10 protein-coding genes and 2 tRNA genes are annotated in these 16,531 nt (G+C 69.5%); 5 read left to right on the top strand and 7 right to left on the bottom strand.

Going from position 1 to position 16,531, the window contains the following annotated elements:
- Window positions 1–65 precede the first annotated feature (65 nt).
- Together G448_RS0105605 and G448_RS0105610 are read right to left on the bottom strand one after the other, a co-directional pair.
- Window positions 66–137: transfer RNA gene (locus tag G448_RS0105605), tRNA-Val, on the bottom strand.
- A gap of 1 nt (window position 138) precedes the next feature.
- Window positions 139–211 (bottom strand) — tRNA-Gly (locus G448_RS0105610).
- A gap of 298 nt (window positions 212–509) precedes the next feature.
- On the opposite strand from G448_RS0105610, the gene glgX reads away from it, so the two are divergent.
- From glgX to treZ, 3 genes are read left to right on the top strand one after another with little or no spacing between them, the layout of a single operon-like run.
- Window positions 510–2,645 (top strand): glycogen debranching protein GlgX, encoded by a 2,136-nt coding sequence (glgX, locus tag G448_RS0105615; RefSeq protein WP_245572203.1) that lies wholly within the window; start codon window positions 510–512, stop codon window positions 2,643–2,645.
- 32 nt (window positions 2,646–2,677) lie between these two features.
- Complete coding sequence (gene treY / locus G448_RS0105620; protein ID WP_026407208.1) at window positions 2,678–5,278, top strand: malto-oligosyltrehalose synthase; 2,601 nt, start codon at window positions 2,678–2,680, stop codon at window positions 5,276–5,278.
- Window positions 5,275–7,122 carry a malto-oligosyltrehalose trehalohydrolase gene (gene treZ, locus G448_RS0105625; RefSeq protein WP_026407209.1) on the top strand — a complete coding sequence of 616 codons (1,848 nt, stop codon included), beginning with the start codon at window positions 5,275–5,277 and terminating at the stop codon, window positions 7,120–7,122. Before treY ends, treZ begins: the two co-directional genes overlap by 4 nt.
- A gap of 91 nt (window positions 7,123–7,213) precedes the next feature.
- Here the strand turns inward: treZ and G448_RS15230 are convergent, their stop codons facing one another.
- The gene (locus tag G448_RS15230) at window positions 7,214–8,293 is read right to left on the bottom strand and encodes a lipid II:glycine glycyltransferase FemX (protein ID WP_051268654.1); all 1,080 of its coding nucleotides are present in this window, start codon (window positions 8,291–8,293) and stop codon (window positions 7,214–7,216) included.
- A gap of 164 nt (window positions 8,294–8,457) precedes the next feature.
- Here G448_RS15230 and G448_RS0105635 point away from each other — a divergent pair, with 164 nt between their 5' ends.
- Window positions 8,458–9,060 (top strand): DUF3000 domain-containing protein, encoded by a 603-nt coding sequence (locus G448_RS0105635; protein ID WP_026407210.1) that lies wholly within the window; start codon window positions 8,458–8,460, stop codon window positions 9,058–9,060.
- A 32-nt stretch (window positions 9,061–9,092) separates the two neighbouring features.
- Window positions 9,093–10,361, top strand: coding sequence for an HRDC domain-containing protein (locus G448_RS0105640; RefSeq protein WP_245572198.1), 1,269 nt, complete (start codon window positions 9,093–9,095; stop codon window positions 10,359–10,361).
- On the opposite strand, the gene pflA is transcribed toward G448_RS0105640, so the two are convergent.
- From pflA to dxs, 4 genes are all read right to left on the bottom strand, one after another.
- Window positions 10,358–11,236 carry a pyruvate formate-lyase-activating protein gene (gene pflA / locus G448_RS0105645; protein ID WP_026407212.1) on the bottom strand — a complete coding sequence of 293 codons (879 nt, stop codon included), beginning with the start codon at window positions 11,234–11,236 and terminating at the stop codon, window positions 10,358–10,360. The genes G448_RS0105640 and pflA overlap by 4 nt on opposite strands.
- Window positions 11,237–11,257: 21 nt before the next feature.
- Window positions 11,258–11,503: an autonomous glycyl radical cofactor GrcA2 gene (gene grcA2, locus G448_RS0105650; RefSeq protein WP_008734270.1), complete on the bottom strand. Its 246-nt coding sequence runs from the start codon at window positions 11,501–11,503 to the stop codon at window positions 11,258–11,260.
- 64 nt (window positions 11,504–11,567) lie between these two features.
- The gene (gene pflB, locus G448_RS0105655; RefSeq protein ID WP_026407213.1) at window positions 11,568–13,688 is read right to left on the bottom strand and encodes a formate C-acetyltransferase; all 2,121 of its coding nucleotides are present in this window, start codon (window positions 13,686–13,688) and stop codon (window positions 11,568–11,570) included.
- 575 nt (window positions 13,689–14,263) lie between these two features.
- Entirely contained in the window at window positions 14,264–16,327 is a 2,064-nt protein-coding gene (gene dxs / locus G448_RS0105665; RefSeq protein WP_084436355.1) for a 1-deoxy-D-xylulose-5-phosphate synthase, read from the bottom strand.
- Window positions 16,328–16,531 lie beyond the last annotated feature (204 nt).

The raw sequence follows: 16,531 nt of genomic DNA on the forward strand, positions 1-16,531 counted from the left end.
GGCCCGCACGACGAGTGATCACGACGGGGGCCCGGAGCGCTGACGTTCCGGGCCCGGCGAGTGCGTGGGCGATACTGGGATCGAACCAGTGACCTCTTCCGTGTCAGGGAAGCGCGCTACCGCTGCGCCAATCGCCCGAGCGGATGACGGGACTCGAACCCGCGACCCTCACCTTGGCAAGGTGATGCTCTACCAACTGAGCCACATCCGCGCGCCGTCACCGGCGGCGGGCCGATGATCGATGCGGATGGAAAGGTAGCAGAGCACGGGCGGCGCGCCAAATCGGTCTCGGCGCCGTCGCCGCGGGCCGGACTCATCATGAGCTCGTCATGCTGCGGCGCCGGACGCCGCGCACGTGGCAAAGTGTCCCTATGCCGTCTGACACTCCGCCCACCGCACCCGACCGCCCGGGAGCCCCGACCACCGACACCGACCCCTCCGACGCCACCGCGCAACGTCACTCGGAGCGAGCGCCGGAGCGCGGGGCCGTCGCCCCCGCTCCCGCCATCATGTCGCCCACCACCTGGCCGGGGCGGCCCTACCCGCTGGGCGCGACCTACGACGGCTCGGGAACCAACTTCGCAGTGTTCTCCTCCGTCGCCGACGAGGTCGAGCTGTGCCTCTTCGACGACGCCGGCGCCGAGACCCGAGTCGGGCTGACGGAGGTGGATGCGGACGTGTGGCACGCCTACCTTCCCACGGTCCGTCCCGGCCAGTGCTACGGCTACCGCGTCCACGGCCCCTACGACCCGGCGAACGGCCTGCGCTGCGACGCCTCCAAGCTGCTGCTGGACCCGTACGCCAAGGCGATCTCCGGGCACGTGAGGGCCTCGCAGTCCCTGTACTCCTACGACTTCAACGACGTCTCGGTGCGCAATGAGGAGGACTCCGCCGGCGCCACCATGCGCTCGGTCGTCATCTCCCCGTACTTTGACTGGGGGCACGACCGCCCCCCGGGGCACGACTACCACAACACGATCATCTACGAGGCCCACGTCAAGGGCATGACCAGGCTCAACCCGCTCGTGCCCGCCGAGCTGCGCGGCACGTACGCGGGCCTCGCCCAGCCCGCCGTCATCGACCACCTCAGGGAGCTCGGCATCACCGCCATCGAGCTCATGCCCGTCCACCAGTTCGTCAACGACACCTACCTGCAGGACAAGGGCCTGTCGAACTACTGGGGGTACAACACGATCGGCTTCTTCGCCCCGCACAACGGCTACGCCGCCTACAGCGCGGGCGGCCAGCAGGTCCAGGAGTTCAAGTCGATGGTCAAGGCCTTCCACGAGGCCGACATCGAGGTCGTCCTCGACGTCGTCTACAACCACACCGCAGAGGGCAACCACCTGGGTCCGACGCTCTCCTTCCGCGGCCTGGACAACATCGCCTACTACCGGCTCGTCGACGGCGACCAGGCCCACTACTTCGACACCACGGGCACCGGCAACTCCCTGCTCATGCGCTCACCGGCGGTCCTCCAGCTCATCATGGACTCCCTGCGCTACTGGGTCACCGAGATGCACGTGGACGGCTTCCGCTTCGATCTCGCCTCGACCCTGGCCCGCCAGTTCCACGAGGTCGACAAGCTCTCCGCGTTCTTCGACATCATCCATCAGGACCCGATCCTGTCGCAGACCAAGCTCATCGCCGAGCCCTGGGACGTGGGCGAGGGCGGCTACAACGTCGGCGGCTTCCCCCCCCTGTGGAGCGAGTGGAACGGCACCTATCGGGACACCGTGCGCGACTTCTGGCGCGGCGAGCCCAGCACGCTGGGCGAGTTCGCCTCCCGCATCACCGGCTCCTCCGACCTCTATCAGCACGCAGGGCGCACCCCGGTGGCCAGCATCAACTTCGTCACCGCCCACGACGGCTTCACGATGCACGACCTGGTGTCCTACAACGCCAAGCACAACGAGGCCAACCTGGAGGACAACCGGGACGGCGCCAATGACAACCGCTCGTGGAACTGCGGGGCCGAGGGGCCCACCGACGACCCCGGGGTGATCTCGCTGCGCAAGCGCCAGACCCGCAACTTCCTGGCCACCATCCTGTTCAGCCAGGGCGTGCCCATGATCTGCCACGGCGACGAGATGGGACGCACCCAGCAGGGCAACAACAACGCCTACTGCCAGGACAACGAGCTCACCTGGATAGACTGGGACCTGGACGAGGAGGACCGCGAGCTTCTGGCCTTCACACAGGCCATGGTGCAGTTGCGCCGCAACCACCCCGTGCTGCGCCGACGGCGATTCTTCTCGGGGGCCGCCTCGCACGGAGGCGAGTCCGAGCTGGGCGAGATCGAGTGGCTGCGGCCTTCCGGCGAACGCATGATCGACCAGGACTGGAGCGCGTGGTACGCCCGCGCCATGATGGTCTTCCTCAACGGCGAGGCCATCGCCGAGCCCGATGAGCAGGGGCATCGCGTCACTGACGACTCCTTCCTCGTGCTGATCAACGCCAGCGAGGAGGACATCACCTTCACGCTGCCGGACCTCGGTCACAGCGAGCGCTGGGCGGTGGCCCTCGATACCGCCCCGGCCGTGGACAGCGAGTCCCACGACTCACTCAGCGCCGGTGACCAGGTCGTCGTCGAGGCCCGCTCCATGCTGTTCCTGACGTCGGCCGCGGACACGGCCGCAGCCTGACCGGCACCTGCCGAGGGAAGGGAAAGGACACGATGACCGAATCGCATCAGCAGGACAGCACGACGGCCCCCGAGACGACGCCCGCCCCCGAGGGATACGCCCCATGGTCCGGGCACGTGCCCGCGGACGGGCGCCGGACCCCCGTAACGACCTACCGGCTCCAGATGGGGAGCGCCCTCACCTTCGACGACGCCCGCGATCTGGTGCCCTACCTGCAGGACCTGGGCGTCACCGATATCTACCTGTCCCCCGTGCTCGCCGCCGCCCCGGGATCGACGCACGGCTACGACGTCGTCGACCACACACGTATCAGTGAAGTCATAGGCGGGCGCCCGGGGCTCGAGCGCCTCGCCGCCGACGTCCATGCGGCGGGCATGGGCCTGGTCCTGGACATCGTGCCCAATCACATGGCCGTGCCCGCACCCGCGTGGCACAACCTGCCTCTGTGGTCCGTCCTGCGCGACGGCCCGGACTCCCCCTACGCCTCCTGGTTCGACGTGCCCGTCGATGCGCCCATCCTCATGCCGGTACTCGGCGCGCGCATCGGCAAGGTGCTCGCCGACGAGCAGCTCGTGCTGGACCGCATGGTCGTGCCCACCGAGCCCGAGCGCGGCGAGCAGTGGGTGCTGCGCTACTTCAACCATGTCTTCCCCGTCGCCGAGGGAACCCAGTCCCTGCCGATGCACGTGCTCATCGACCGCCAGCACTATCGGCTCGCCTACTGGAAGATCGGCGACGCGGAGACGAACTACCGGCGCTTCTTCGACGTCGGAACCCTCGCCGCGATCCGCGTGGAGGATCCCGAGGTGTTCGCCGGCTCCCACGAGCTCGTCCTCGATCTGCTGCGCACGGGAGCGGTCGATGCCCTGCGAGTCGATCACCCCGACGGCCTGGCGGATCCCGCCGGCTATCTCAACCACCTCAGCGAGGCCACCGGCGGGGCCTGGATCGCCGCCGAGAAGATCCTCGCCCCCGACGAGCCCCTGCCGGTGGGCTGGCACGTCGCCGGCACCACGGGGTACGACGCCTCCTGGCGCATCGACCAGCTGCAGGTCGACCCGGGAGGCGCCGCGCGCCTCGGCGCCCTCATGCACGAGCTGACGGGACAGGGACCCATCGACTACGAGGGCGTGGTCGAGCAGGCCAAGCGCGAGGTCATCAACGGCTCGCTGGCAGCGGAGGTCAACCGCCTGGCGCGAGTGCTGGACGAGCTCACCGTCCAGGACGTGCGTCTGCGCGACCACACCCTGCACGACCTGCGCGCCTGCCTCGTCGAGCTGCTCGTCGCCGCGCAGCGCTACCGCGCCTACGTCCGTCCCGGGCAGACCGCCGACCCCGACCAGGCGGCGGTGCTGCACGCCGACGCCGAGCGCGCCCGCTACCGCCTCGAGGCCGATCAGGGCGAGACCCTCGACATGGTCGTCGCGCTCCTGCTCGGCGAGCCGGTCGGCTCGGAGGGGCTGACGGCATCGCCGCTGCGCGCCGAGGCCGTCATCCGCTTCCAGCAGGTCTGCGGGGCGGTGACCGCCAAGGGCGTCGAGGACACGGCCTTCTACCGGTGGACCCATCTGACCAGCCTGACCGAGGTGGGCGGCAACCCGAGCGGATTCGCCCTGGGAGCGGACGAGGCCCATGCCTGGGCCGACCGGGTCCAGGACGTGTGGCCGTGCACCATGGTGACCACCACCACCCACGACACCAAGCGCGGGGAGGACGTGCGCGCCCGTCTCGACGTGCTGGCCTCCTACGCGGAGGAGTGGAGCGATCTGGTCCACCGGCTGCGGGCCGCCACCGAGGACGCGCGCCCCACCGATCTCGACGGACGCTCCGAGAACCTCCTGTGGCAGACCCTGTGGGGCACATGGGCTCCGGACTCCGACGATCCGATGACGGGCGAGCGCCTGGCCGCCTACCTCATCAAGGCCTCGCGCGAGCAGAAGGGCTGGACCACGTGGGCCGCTCCCGACGCCGATCGCGAGCAGGCCCTGATCGACTATGCGACGCACCTGCTCACCGACCCGACCTCGGTCGACGAGTTGAACGCCTTCGCCGCGCTGACGTCCCGAGACGTGTCGGCCATCATTCTGGCGAACAAGGCCATGTCGCTGACCTGGCTCGGCGTGGCGGACGTGTACCAGGGCACCGAGCTCACGCGCACGAGCCTGGTCGACCCCGACAACCGCAGACCTGTGGCCTATGAGGGCGAGGGGGGCCTGCGCGAGCTGCTCTCCCAGGTCTCCGCAGGCGGATCGACGCGCACGCTGGACCAGGAGAAGCTGCGGCTGACCCACCGACTCGCCCATTTGCGCTCCGAGCGACCGGAGACGTTCGTCGGCCCGCGCTCCGGCTACCGCACGGTGCCGGTGACGACGTCCCACGCCTTCGCCTACGCCCGACTGCTCGACGAGGAGCCCGATGTCATCGTGATCGTGCGCCGGCTGGGTCGCCGACTGCGGCGGCTGGGCGGCTGGCGCGAGGAGAGCGTGGTCCTTCCCGACTGCCCCTGGACCGATATCCTGACGGGGCGCCCCATCGACGGTGGAGCTCAGCGCCTGGCCGACGTGCTCGCAGACCTTCCCGTCGTGGTGCTGGCCCGCGACCGGGAAGACACCGACCGAGGAGACGCCTCATGAGTACTCGCCGGGACTGGAGGTCCCCCGCCCTGCCGGTCGGCCCACTCGTGCCGGTATGGGCGCCGCAGGCCTCCGCAGTCTCCCTTCATCTGCCCGCCGACCACGAGGTGATCCCCATGAAGGCGCGGGACGACGGCTGGTGGGAGAGTCCCCGTCCCCTGCCGGCTGGAACCGACTACGCCTACCGGCTGGACGACGGCCTCGATGACCTGCCCGACCCGCGCAGCGCCCGGCAGCCGCACGGCGTCCACGGACCCTCGCGCGTCTTCGACGCATCGGCCCTGCGCTGGACGGACGACGACTGGCGGGGACGCGATCTCCTCGGCGCGGTGATCTACGAGCTCCACATCGGCACCTTCACGTCGGAGGGAACCCTTGACGCCGCTGCGCAGCGCCTCCGCCACCTCGCCGGGCTCGGGGTGGACATCGTCGAGCTCATGCCGGTCGCGGGCTTCCCCGGCCGGGCGGGCTGGGGCTACGACGGCGTCGATCTGTGGGCCGTCCACGAGCCCTACGGCGGCCCCGAGGCGCTGGCCCGCTTCGTCGATGCCGCGCACGCCGCGGGCATCGGCGTGTGCCTCGACGTCGTCTACAACCATCTGGGACCCTCCGGGAACTACCTGGGGCGCTTCGGCCCGTACTTCACCGAGGCACACGAGACACCGTGGGGATCCGCAGTCAACTACGACCAGCCCGGCTGCGAGCAGGTGCGCGCCTTCGTCATCGACTCCGCCCTGCGCTGGCTGACGGACTTCCACGTCGATGCACTGCGCCTGGACGCCATCCACGAGATCCGTGACGACGCCGGCCACGCCGCCGCCCCTCATCGGCACCTGCTGGCCGAGCTCTCCGACGCCGTCGGGGTCCTCTCGGAGCGGCTCGGCCGCCCCCTGTCGCTCGTGGCGGAATCGGATCTCAACGACCCCGGGGTGGTCACGCCCACGCGCGCCGAGCCCCCGTTCCGCATTCCCAGCCTCGGCATGACCGCTCAGTGGACGGACGACGTCCATCACGCGCTGCACGCGCGGATCACCGGGGAGACCCAGGGCTACTACGCGGACTTCGCAGCGCCGGAGGCTCTGAAGCACGTCTACGAGCGCGCCTTCCTCCACGACGGGGGCTGGTCCTCGTTCCGCAATCGCACCTGGGGCGCGCCCGTCCCGGCCGGAACGGATCCGAGGCGCTTCGTCGTCTTCGACTCAGACCACGATCAGATCGGCAACCGCGCCGCCGGCGACCGCCCGAGCGCCTCGCTGACCGACGATCTCGTGGCGGCGGAGGCCGCGCTCATCCTTCTGTCGCCGTTCACTCCGATGCTGTTCATGGGTGAGGAGTGGGGCACCCGCCGCCCGTTCCAGTTCTTCACCGATCACGCGGAGGCCGACCTGGCGCAGGCCGTCACGCAGGGGCGCCGTGACGAGTTCGCCTCCTTCGGCTGGAGTGCGGAGGAGGTGCCCGATCCGCAGGACCCCTCCACCGTGGAGGCCTCGGTCCTGGACTGGGCCGAGCCTCTGCAGCCGGCCCGCGCCCGCATGCTCGCCTGGTACCGCGATCTTATCGCCCTGCGGCGCAGACTCCGCCTCGGCGAACGGGCCCTGTGGCCCGAGTTGCGGGACACCGGGGACGTCATCATCCTCACCGTTCCCGCGAGGCCCGGTCGTGACGACCCCGAACTGATCGTCGCGATCGATCTCACACGGGCCGACGGTCGTCGTCGCACCGATCTCGCGGGCCTGGTGCCGAACACCGATGAGCTGGATCTCGCCCTGAGCTGGTTGGGGAGGCCCGCCGGGGGCGAGCTCCTGCGCTCGGCGGACACCATCGCCCTCATACGGCCCGTGTAACACCACGGACCACCGGGCCGTACTCATCCCTTCCGGGCCCCTTCGCCCCTCGACTCCGGCGCCGGCCGGTCATCGACCGCTCAGCCGCCGATCATCGATCGATGCGATCGCGCGCAGCCGCGAGCACCCGACCCGTGTCGTGCTTGAGGCCGAGGACCCGCGCGAGGACCGCGTACGCGTGCGGGCGGACGGGCAGATCCCATGCGCCCGGCACCTCGACGGGACCGCGAGCGTCGAACTTGCTCTTGAACTCCCGGACACCGGCGAGCTCGGGGACGCGCGCGGAGTCGATGCCCATGAGGTCGTAGGCCCGCACGCCCTCGGCCCTCAGCCAACAGGCCTCCTTGTACACCAGGGCATCGGCGGCCCGCATGCGACGCCCCTCGGCCGAGGAGCCGGCGTAGTAACGCAGCGCGCGGTCGCCCCAGACGGTGACCAGGGACCATACGAGAGCCTGCTGACCACGAGCACGTGCGACGTACAGTCGCGCGTGCTCGGGCCCGAGAGTGCGCAGCATGGTGCGGTAGAGGTCCTCGGGCGCCGCGCGGAAGCCGTCGCGGTCGCCGGTCTCCTCCAGGATCTCGTAGAGCTCGGCGAAGACCTCCTGGGCCCTCGGGGTCTCGTCGTGGTAGGTGAGGTCCTCATTGCGCAGCGCCTTGCGGACATCGCGTCGCCCGCGCGACTTGAAGGAGGCCAGCACCGCCTCATCGTCGTCGCGATCCAGGTCCAGGACGATCGTACGGTCGTAGGTCATGGTCTGCAGCAGCTCGTGAAGCCCGTCGGCCTCGTGACGGAAGTGGACGCGCACGAAGACCACTGACGGGTCGTGGAACCGCACTCCGTCAAGGAGAAGACTGCGCAGATCCGCCTCCTCGCGCCGAGTGGGAGCGCCGCCGAGCCAGACCGGAGCGTGCCGAGCCCATAAGTAGGGGATTCCGCGCACGCTCATCCGCGTGAGGGAAAGCAGTGCCCGAGGAGCGCCATCGGGACCCTCGTAGACGACGCGCCCCCACGGCTCGCGCCCGCCCATCGCCGCATCGAAGAAGTCCCACGCAGCGGTCTGCTCGATGGGAAGGGTCAGCGCCGCCCGTCGTGCGATCCGAGCGAATGCCTCCCATGTGATGCGACGCATCGTGCCGCGGGAGTCGATCATCGGCGCGGTCCGGCGCATGCTGCTCTCCTTCCGACGCCCCGAGCGAGCGCATCCGAGACCCGGCAACGATAAACCATCGGTCACGAATCATCGGAGCGCGTCCGAATCGTGTCTGCAGCATGGATAATCACCTTGTCGGCGTGGCAGCGGATATCACCGGTCCGCGCCGGTAGCCTGGCGAGGTGACCGAATCTTCCCCTACGGGTTCCCCGCACGACCCCAAGTCCGCTGTTCCCGACCGTTTTGCCGAGGCGCTGCTATCCATGCGCCACGCGTCCAGACCACGAGGCCTCGTCCTGGAGGAGGTGCCCGCGCCACGACGACTGGCCCCCTACTCGGCGGCGCTGTCCGCCGAGACGGTCGAGACGCACTCCGACGTCCCCATAGCCTCCGGAAAGTTCGTCGTCCTGCACGATCCCGCCGGGCAGGAGGCCTGGGACGGGGACTTCCGACTCGTCGTCATGGTGCGCTCCCGCCTCGACGAGGAGGTCGGTACCGATCCCCTGCTCGGATCCGCAGCATGGTCCTGGCTCACCGATGCTCTGGACGGCGCCGGCGCGGGATACCGGGCGCTCGTCGGAACGGTGACCCGAGTCCTCTCCGAGACCTTCGGCGGACTCGAGCTCAACGACGCCTGCGCGCATGCAGAGATCCGCGCCTCCTGGAGTCCGGCCTCCCCGGACCTCACACCGCACCTGGAGGCGTGGTACGAGCTGATCCACGTCGCCGCCGGCCACGAGCCCGAGATCGCCACGCCCATAGAGCTGGCGAGTGTGGTGCGGTGACGGTGAGCCGTCGCCCCCCTCGTCCGGTCCCCGTGCCCGGGACCACCGACTCCCCGGTCGCACCCGCCGACGTCGTGGCCTATACGTCGCCGCGGGACGGCCTGCCCCCTGTGACCGACTCGCCCGAGGCGCTTCAGGACGCCGCACGGGCTCTGGCCTCCGGCAAGGGTCCTGTCTCCATCGACGCCGAGCGGGCCTCGGGCTTCCGCTACGGGCAGAGTGCTTACCTCATCCAGTTGCGTCGCGCGGGCAGCGGCACCATCCTCATCGACCCCCTCGCAACAGGAGACCTGGATCCGTTGGCGCGTGCGCTCGACGGCCCGGAGTGGATCCTGCACGCCGCCGACCAGGATCTGCCGTGCCTCGCCGACCTCGGACTGGTACCGAGTGCGCTGTTCGATACCGAGCTGGCCGCCAGGCTCCTCGGTCGGGATCGCATCGGCCTCGGCGCCGTCACGGAGGAGACCCTGGGGCTGAGGCTCGCCAAGGACCACGCCGCCGCGGACTGGTCGATCCGCCCCCTGCCCGTCTCCTGGCTGATCTATGCAGCGCTCGACGTCGAGCTGCTCGCCGATCTGCGTGAGGCCCTGAGCACCGAGCTCATGGCGGCGGGAAAGTCCGAGTGGGCGGCCCAGGAGTTCGAGTTCGAGCGAACCCGGCCGCCGCGGCCCGCCAAGGTCGATCCATGGAGGAGGACACCGCGGGCCGGCCGGGCGGTACGGAGTCGACGGTCGCTGGCCGTGCTCCGCGAACTGTGGATCGCGCGCGAGGAACTGGCCGCCGACCTGGACCGCACGCCGTCCAAGGTCCTGTCGCACCGCGCGTTGATAGCGGCTGCGGTGGCCCGGCCGACGTCGCGCCGCAAGCTCACCGCGCTCAAGGAGTTCTCCTCCCGTCAGGCGCGCCAGCACCAGGAGCGGTGGTGGAAGGCGGTCGATCGCGCGATGAGTCTGCCGGACAGTCAGCTCCCGCCTCTCCACGCCCCTCTGCCCGACGGCGAGCTTCCCCAGCCGCGCTCGTGGGGGCGTCACCACGCCGAGGCGGCGCGGACGCTCGAAGTCGTGCGCGCAACGGTCCGCTCGCGCGCCAACGAGCTGCGCCTGCCTCAGGAACTGCTTCTGGCTCCGGACTCCCAGCGCCACCTCGCCTGGGACCTCGGTCGGGTCCATGAGTCCGGTGCTCCGATCGACACCGCGACCGGGGCGATGGCCGAGCGGCTGGCGGCGCTGGAGGCGCGCCCCTGGCAGATCGACCAGGTGAGTGCGGCTCTCAGCGAGGCGCTCACGGCCGCTCTGGCCTAGTGGACGGTGAACCCGTGGGAGCGGAAGATCTCCCTCGTCGACTCGACGAGCTCGGGGTCAGGGGGCAGGGTGTCGCGCAGATGGTAGGTGAGGCCCAGAGCGCTCCACTTGTCGGCACCCATCTGATGGAAGGGCAGGACCTCCACGCGGGTGACCGCGCTGCGCCAGCGCTCGACAATGCGGGCGACATCCTCCACGTTGGCGGGATCGTCCGTCAGGTCCGGGACGAGGACGAAACGCACCCACATCTCGACGCCCCTGGCCGCCAGCCGATCCCCGAAGGCGATCGTGGGCGCGAGCTCGCGACCCGTGGTCCTCTTGTACGTCTCCTCATTACCGCTCTTGACGTCGAGAAGGACCAGGTCGATATTGTCCATCATCTCGTCGGTGCACTTGACGCCCAGGTAGCCCGAGGTATCGATGCAGGTATGAATGCCCATGGCCTTGGCACCCGCCAGCAGCCGAGCGGCGAAGGCCGGTTGCATGAGGACCTCGCCGCCGGACAGGGTGATGCCCCCGCCCGAGGCCCGGAACACACTGCGGTAGCGCTTCATGCGGCGCAGCAGCTCATCCGCCGTCACGGGCTCCCCGTCCTTCATGAGGAAGGTATCGGGATTGTGGCAGTACAGGCACCTCAACGGGCAACCGTTGAGGAAGATGGTCATCCGCGTGCCCGGCCCGTCCACCGCGGTGACGAGCTCCCAGGAGTGAATGGAGCCGAGCGATCCATCGCGCATTCGGGCGAGACGCTCCGAGCGCTGTACGTCGGTCAGCTCCTCGAGCCCACCGATCCCGGCCCCTCGCAGGCGGGCGGCCGGGGCCAGGAAGTCCTGGTCCCGGCCGCCCGACGCCACAGGGGTGATGGTCTCAGTCATCTGAGTCCAGCACCATCCCGGTCAGGCGCCGGCGTGGAAGGTGCGGTTGAGGACGTCCAGCTGCTGCTCGCGCGTGAGCTTGACGAAGTTGACGGCGTAGCCGGACACGCGAACCGTGAGGTTCGGGTAGTTCTCCGGGTGCTCCATCGCATCCTCAAGGGTGTTGCGGTCCAGGACGTTGATGTTGGCGTGGTACAGGCCCTTGACGCCGCCGTTGTCCTGACGCTGCGCCTTCATCGACGCGAGGCGCTCTTCGTATGTGGCCATGATCGGCCCCTTTCTGGTGATGAGAGATGTGTTCGACAGAGAGTCGGTGGAGGACCGCCGATCGTCAGATCTCGGCGCAGTCGTCCGGCACGAAGCCGGCGTCGAGAACGCCCACGAGGTTGGCCACGCGCTCGTCGAGCGTGCGCCCCAGCCCCTGCGGGGTGATCGTGTTGGTCAGCGAGATGCCGTCGAGGGCGTCGTTGTAGTCGAGCTTGCCGACGGAGAGCATGGAGGCGACCATGCCGTGCGTGTCCATGCCGTTCTCCGGGTTGGCGCCCGGGGAGAAGGGTGTGCCCTTCTCGTGGCCCGAGGGGAAGGAGCCCGTGGCCTTGCCGTAGACGACGTTCGAGGTGATCGTCAGGACGGACTGCGTCGGAATCGCGTCGCGGTAGAAGGGCTGCTCCTTGATCTTCGACATGATCGTGTGGACCACAGTGGCGGCGATGTCGTCGGCGCGATCGTCGTCGTTGCCGTAGATCGGGAAGTCGCCCTCGGTGATGTAATCGACGACGAGACCGGTCTCATCGCGCACCGGGGTGACCTTCGCGTACTTGATGGCGCTCAGGGAGTCGGCGACGATGGACAGCCCCGCGATGCCGCAGCCCATGGTGCGCACAATCTCGGAGTCGTGCAGCGCCATCTCGATCGCCTCGTAGGCGTAACGGTCATGGCAGTAGTGAATGATGTTGAGAGCCTCGACGTAGGTGGCGACGACCCAGTCGAGCATCTTCTCGTACCTGTCCCAGACGTCGTCGAAATCGAGCGGGCCATCGCCCTCGACACCGGGCAGACCGGTGACAACCTGCTTGCCAGTCATCTCATCGCGGCCGCCGTTGATGGCGTAGAGCAGACCCTTGGCAGCGTTGACGCGAGCGCCGAAGAACTGCATCTGCTTGCCCACGCGCATCGGGGACACGCAGCAGGCGATGGCGGCGTCGTCCCCCCAGTGCTCGCGGATCTGCTCGTCGGCCTCGTACTGGATGGAGGAGGTCGTGATCGAGATCAGGGCGCAGAAGTCCTTGTAGCCCTTCGGCAGGTCCTCGCTCCAGAAGATCGTGATGTTCGGCTCGGGAGCGGGGCCGAGATTGCGCAGCGTCTGGAGAAGACGGAAGGACGTCTTCGTGACGAGGGACCGGCCGTCCTCACCGAAGCCGGCGTCCGACCAGGTGGCCCAGTACGGGTCGCCGGAGAAGATCTGGTCGTAGTCGGTGGTGCGCAGGAAGCGGGTGATGCGCAGCTTCATGACGATGTTGTCGATGAGCTCCTGAGCACGGGACTCGTTGATGACGCCCTCGCGCAGGTCGCGCTCGAAGTAGATGTCGAGGAAGGCCGAGAGACGGCCGATGCTCATCGCGGCGCCGTCCTGGGACTTCACCGAGGCCAGGTAGGCGAAGTACGTCCACTGGACCGCCTCGTGGGCGTTGCGCGCGGGGCCGGAGATGTCGAAGCCGTAGGACGCGGCCATGTTCTTGAGCTTCTTGAGAGCCTTGATCTGCTCGGAGTGCTCCTCGCGGAAGCGCGCCCAGTGCTCGGAGAAGGGCCTGTCCGCAACGGAGTCCTTGGCCTTCTGCTTCTCCTCGACGAGGCGGTCGACGCCGTAGAGGGCGACGCGCCGGTAGTCGCCGATGATGCGGCCGCGGCCGTAGGCATCGGGCAGGCCGGTGATGATGTGGCTCGAACGGGCGGCGCGGATGCGCGGGGTGTAGATGTCGAAGACCGCGTCGTTGTGGGTCTTGCGGTACCTGGTGAAGATCTTCTGGACGTCGGGGTTGACCTCCTTGCCGGCCTCCTTGATCGCCTGAGCGACCATGCGCCATCCGCCATTGGGCATCATGGCGCGCTTGAGCGGCGAGTCGGTCTGGAGACCGACGATGACGTCGTCGACCTCGGAAATATAGCCGGGCTCGAAGGCGTCGATGTCCGAGGGAGTATCGGTATCGACGTCGAGGATGCGGACCTTGCGCTCCTCCTTGAGGTACTTCTCCTCGAGAGTCTCCCACAGGCTCAGCGTCTTGTCGGTGGCCCCGGCGAGGAACGAGGCGTCCCCGTCGTAGGGGGTGTAGTTGCGCTGGATGAAGTCTCGGACATCAACGTCCTCGGTCCACGGGCCCGTGGCGAAGCCCTCCCACGCGTCGCGGCTGGTGCTGTCCTCCGCTGTGGCGGATGCTGTGACCTCAGTGGTCATCCGTACCCTCCTGTAGGTGGGTGGCGGGAGGCCACCCGATCGAGTGCGCCCTTGTGAGGCGTGGCGGTACATCGTTGCGCCGTCGCTCCCAGAGTAGGCCGGTCCCCGACGACAGCGGGAGCCGCCCACCCACAAGGCCGGTGGGATCACTCACAAGCGTCGGTCACGCGCCATCAAACAGGGACTAAAGTCCCAATGCAATGTCAGGTGATTCCTTGCGTTGTGTGCCAGCATTAGTGGCTTGCTCACACACTTTTCAACTCCTGCATAAATGTCGGCCATCACAGCAATAGGACAGGCGTCCCACGATTGCGGGACCCATCGGGCCGGCTCGGGAGGGGGGCGGCCCGCCCCTTTCACGAGCGCCGCACCCCGGCGGATGAGATGATCTGGTGGCCCAAGGCGACGCGCGACGGCGCGGCCTCCAGCGGGTTCACCGGGCCCGCTTCACCGTCGATCACGATCCTGGTGGTGAGGATGTGGCCGACGAGCCGGGCCGTTCAGGACCTTGACCGCCCCGAGTCCTATTGGTCTCCCCGCCTTCCGGTGCCGGCGGCCCCACCGGCCCGAACGGTTCAGCCCCTCGGCCCTCCCGCAAGTCGCCGTGCCGCCGCGGAGATCCCCTCCGGGTCCATGCCGAACTCGGCCAGCAGCTCCTCGCGGTCCGCCGTGGGCGGGAAACGGCGCGGCACGCCCAGGCGCATCACCCGTGGAACGGCCCCGGTACCGTCGGCCAGTGCCGCGTCCTCGGCGGCGTCGCGCAGCTGGGAGCCGACCCCGCCCTCGACGAGCCCGTCCTCCACCACGAGCGCCCCCCGGCTCTCGCGCACCATCTCGACCAGCGCCGCGGGCACGGGCACCGGCCAGCGCGGGGAGACCACCCGCACCGCCAGCCCCTCGGCCGCCAGGCACCGGCCGGCGTCGAGAGTCGCGGCGGCCATGGCGCCCACTCCGACCAGCAGCAGCGCTCCGGCCCCCTCCCCGGTGCCCGCGGTCCCGACGGGGACGTCGGCCGTGTCCAGCAGGACGTCCACCGCGCAGAACGCCCCGTCCTCCTCCCCCACGGTACGCGCGGCGGGCAGGGGGGCGGGCAGGGACCCCTTGGGGTAGCGCACCACGGTCGAGACGTCGTCGGCGCCGATCGCCACGTCCAGTGCCTGGCGCAGCGTCGCCTCGTCCCGGGGCGCCGCCAGGTGCAGGCCCGGGACGTGAGCCAACAGCGCCATGTCCCACATGCCATTGTGGCTGGCTCCGTCCGTGCCGGTGATGCCGGCACGGTCCAGCAGGATCGTGACACCGGCCCGGTGCAGGCCGACGTCCATGAGGACCTGGTCGAAGGCGCGGTTGAGGAAGGTGGCGTACAGGGCGATCACCGGGTGCATCCCGGCGAAGGCGAGCCCGGCGGAGAAGGTGAGCGCGTGCTGCTCGGCGATGCCGACGTCGATGACGCGCTCGGGCAGGGCATCGGCGAGCGGCTGCAGGCCGACCGGCTGCTGCATGGCCGCGGTGATGCCGACGATCCGCTCATCACCGCGGGCCAGCTCCACCAGCTCCTCGGCGACGACGGCCGTCCAGCCGAACCGCGAGGGCACCACCGGCAGGCCCGTCTCGGGGTGGATGCGCCCGACGGCGTGGAAGCGGTCTGCGTTGTCCTCCTCGGCAGGGGTGTACCCCCGCCCCTTCTCGGTGATGACGTGGACGATGACCGGCTCGGCGTACTCGCGGGCCCGGGTGAGGGCGAACTCGATGGCGGTGATGTCGTGGCCGTCGACCGGACCGGTGTACTTGACCCCCAGGTCCTCGAAGAACGCCGAGGGGACCAGGACGTCCTTGAGCCCCCGCTTGAGACCGTGCAGGGCGTCGAAGGCGGCCCGACCGGGCGCCCCCTGGGACAGCAGGGTCCGCTTGACCCCGGACAGGACGCGCTCGTAGCCGGGGTTGGTGCGCAGCGCGTCGAGGTGGTGGGCCAGCCCGCCGATGGTGGGGGCGTAGGAGCGGCCGTTGTCGTTGACGACGATGACCAGGTGCTTGTCGGCGGAGTCGGCGATGTTGTTCAGCGCCTCCCAGGCCATGCCCCCGGTCATGGCGCCGTCGCCGATCACGGCGACGACGTGACGCTCGTCGTGGCCCTGAAGGTGGTTGGCGCGGGCGATGCCGTCCGCCCAGGAGAGCGAGGTGGAGGCGTGGGAGTTCTCCACGACGTCGTGGACGGACTCGGTCCGTGACGGGTAGCCCGACAGCCCGCCTCGCTCACGCAGGTGGGTGAAGTCCTGACGACCGGTGAGCAGCTTGTGAACATAGGCCTGGTGGCCGGTGTCGAAGACGATGGCGTCCCGCGGCGACCAGAAGGTCCGGTGCAGGGCGATCGTCAGCTCGACGACGCCGAGGTTGGGTCCCAGGTGGCCTCCGGTGCGGGCGACCGAGGCGACGAGGTAGCGCCGGATCTCCGCCGCGAGCGCCACGAGCTCCTCGCTGGTGAGCCGGCCCAGGTCGCCGGGCCGCGCGATCGAGGACAGCAGCGGCGTGCGGGGCGGCGCCGCACCGGCCGCACCGGCGTCCGCGGACGCTACCGGCGCGGCCCGCACTGATGACGGCACTGACGGCACTGACGGCACTGACGGCACTGTCTCTCTACTCATCAGCGCGTTCCTCCCGCTCCTCGTCCTGGTCCTGCCGCGTCCCGTGCATTCCGCCGTGCGCCCGCGCCCCGGTCCGCGCCCAGGCGATGCCGCGGGCCGGCCGTGCACGATGCGCGCGTGCGTGCACGTACACGTGCATGGTGATATCCGATGGCGTCTCAGCATAGGCGCTGAGCGCCCGACTCGACCGTGTCGCTGCGGACC

The sequence above is a fragment of the Actinomyces gerencseriae DSM 6844 genome (assembly GCF_000429265.1).
In the GTDB taxonomy this organism is placed as follows: Bacteria; Actinomycetota; Actinomycetes; order Actinomycetales; family Actinomycetaceae; genus Actinomyces; species Actinomyces gerencseriae.

Coding starts and splice junctions, on each gene's coding strand:
- glgX (WP_245572203.1), top strand. CDS start 510: ATGTCGCCCACCACCTGGCCGGGGCGGCCCTACCCGCTGGGCGCGACC.
- treY (WP_026407208.1), top strand. CDS start 2,678: ATGACCGAATCGCATCAGCAGGACAGCACGACGGCCCCCGAGACGACG.
- treZ (WP_026407209.1), top strand. CDS start 5,275: ATGAGTACTCGCCGGGACTGGAGGTCCCCCGCCCTGCCGGTCGGCCCA.
- G448_RS15230 (WP_051268654.1), bottom strand. CDS start 8,293: ATGCGCCGGACCGCGCCGATGATCGACTCCCGCGGCACGATGCGTCGC.
- pflA (WP_026407212.1), bottom strand. CDS start 11,236: ATGACTGAGACCATCACCCCTGTGGCGTCGGGCGGCCGGGACCAGGAC.
- grcA2 (WP_008734270.1), bottom strand. CDS start 11,503: ATGGCCACATACGAAGAGCGCCTCGCGTCGATGAAGGCGCAGCGTCAG.
- pflB (WP_026407213.1), bottom strand. CDS start 13,688: ATGACCACTGAGGTCACAGCATCCGCCACAGCGGAGGACAGCACCAGC.
- dxs (WP_084436355.1), bottom strand. CDS start 16,327: ATGAGTAGAGAGACAGTGCCGTCAGTGCCGTCAGTGCCGTCAGTGCCG.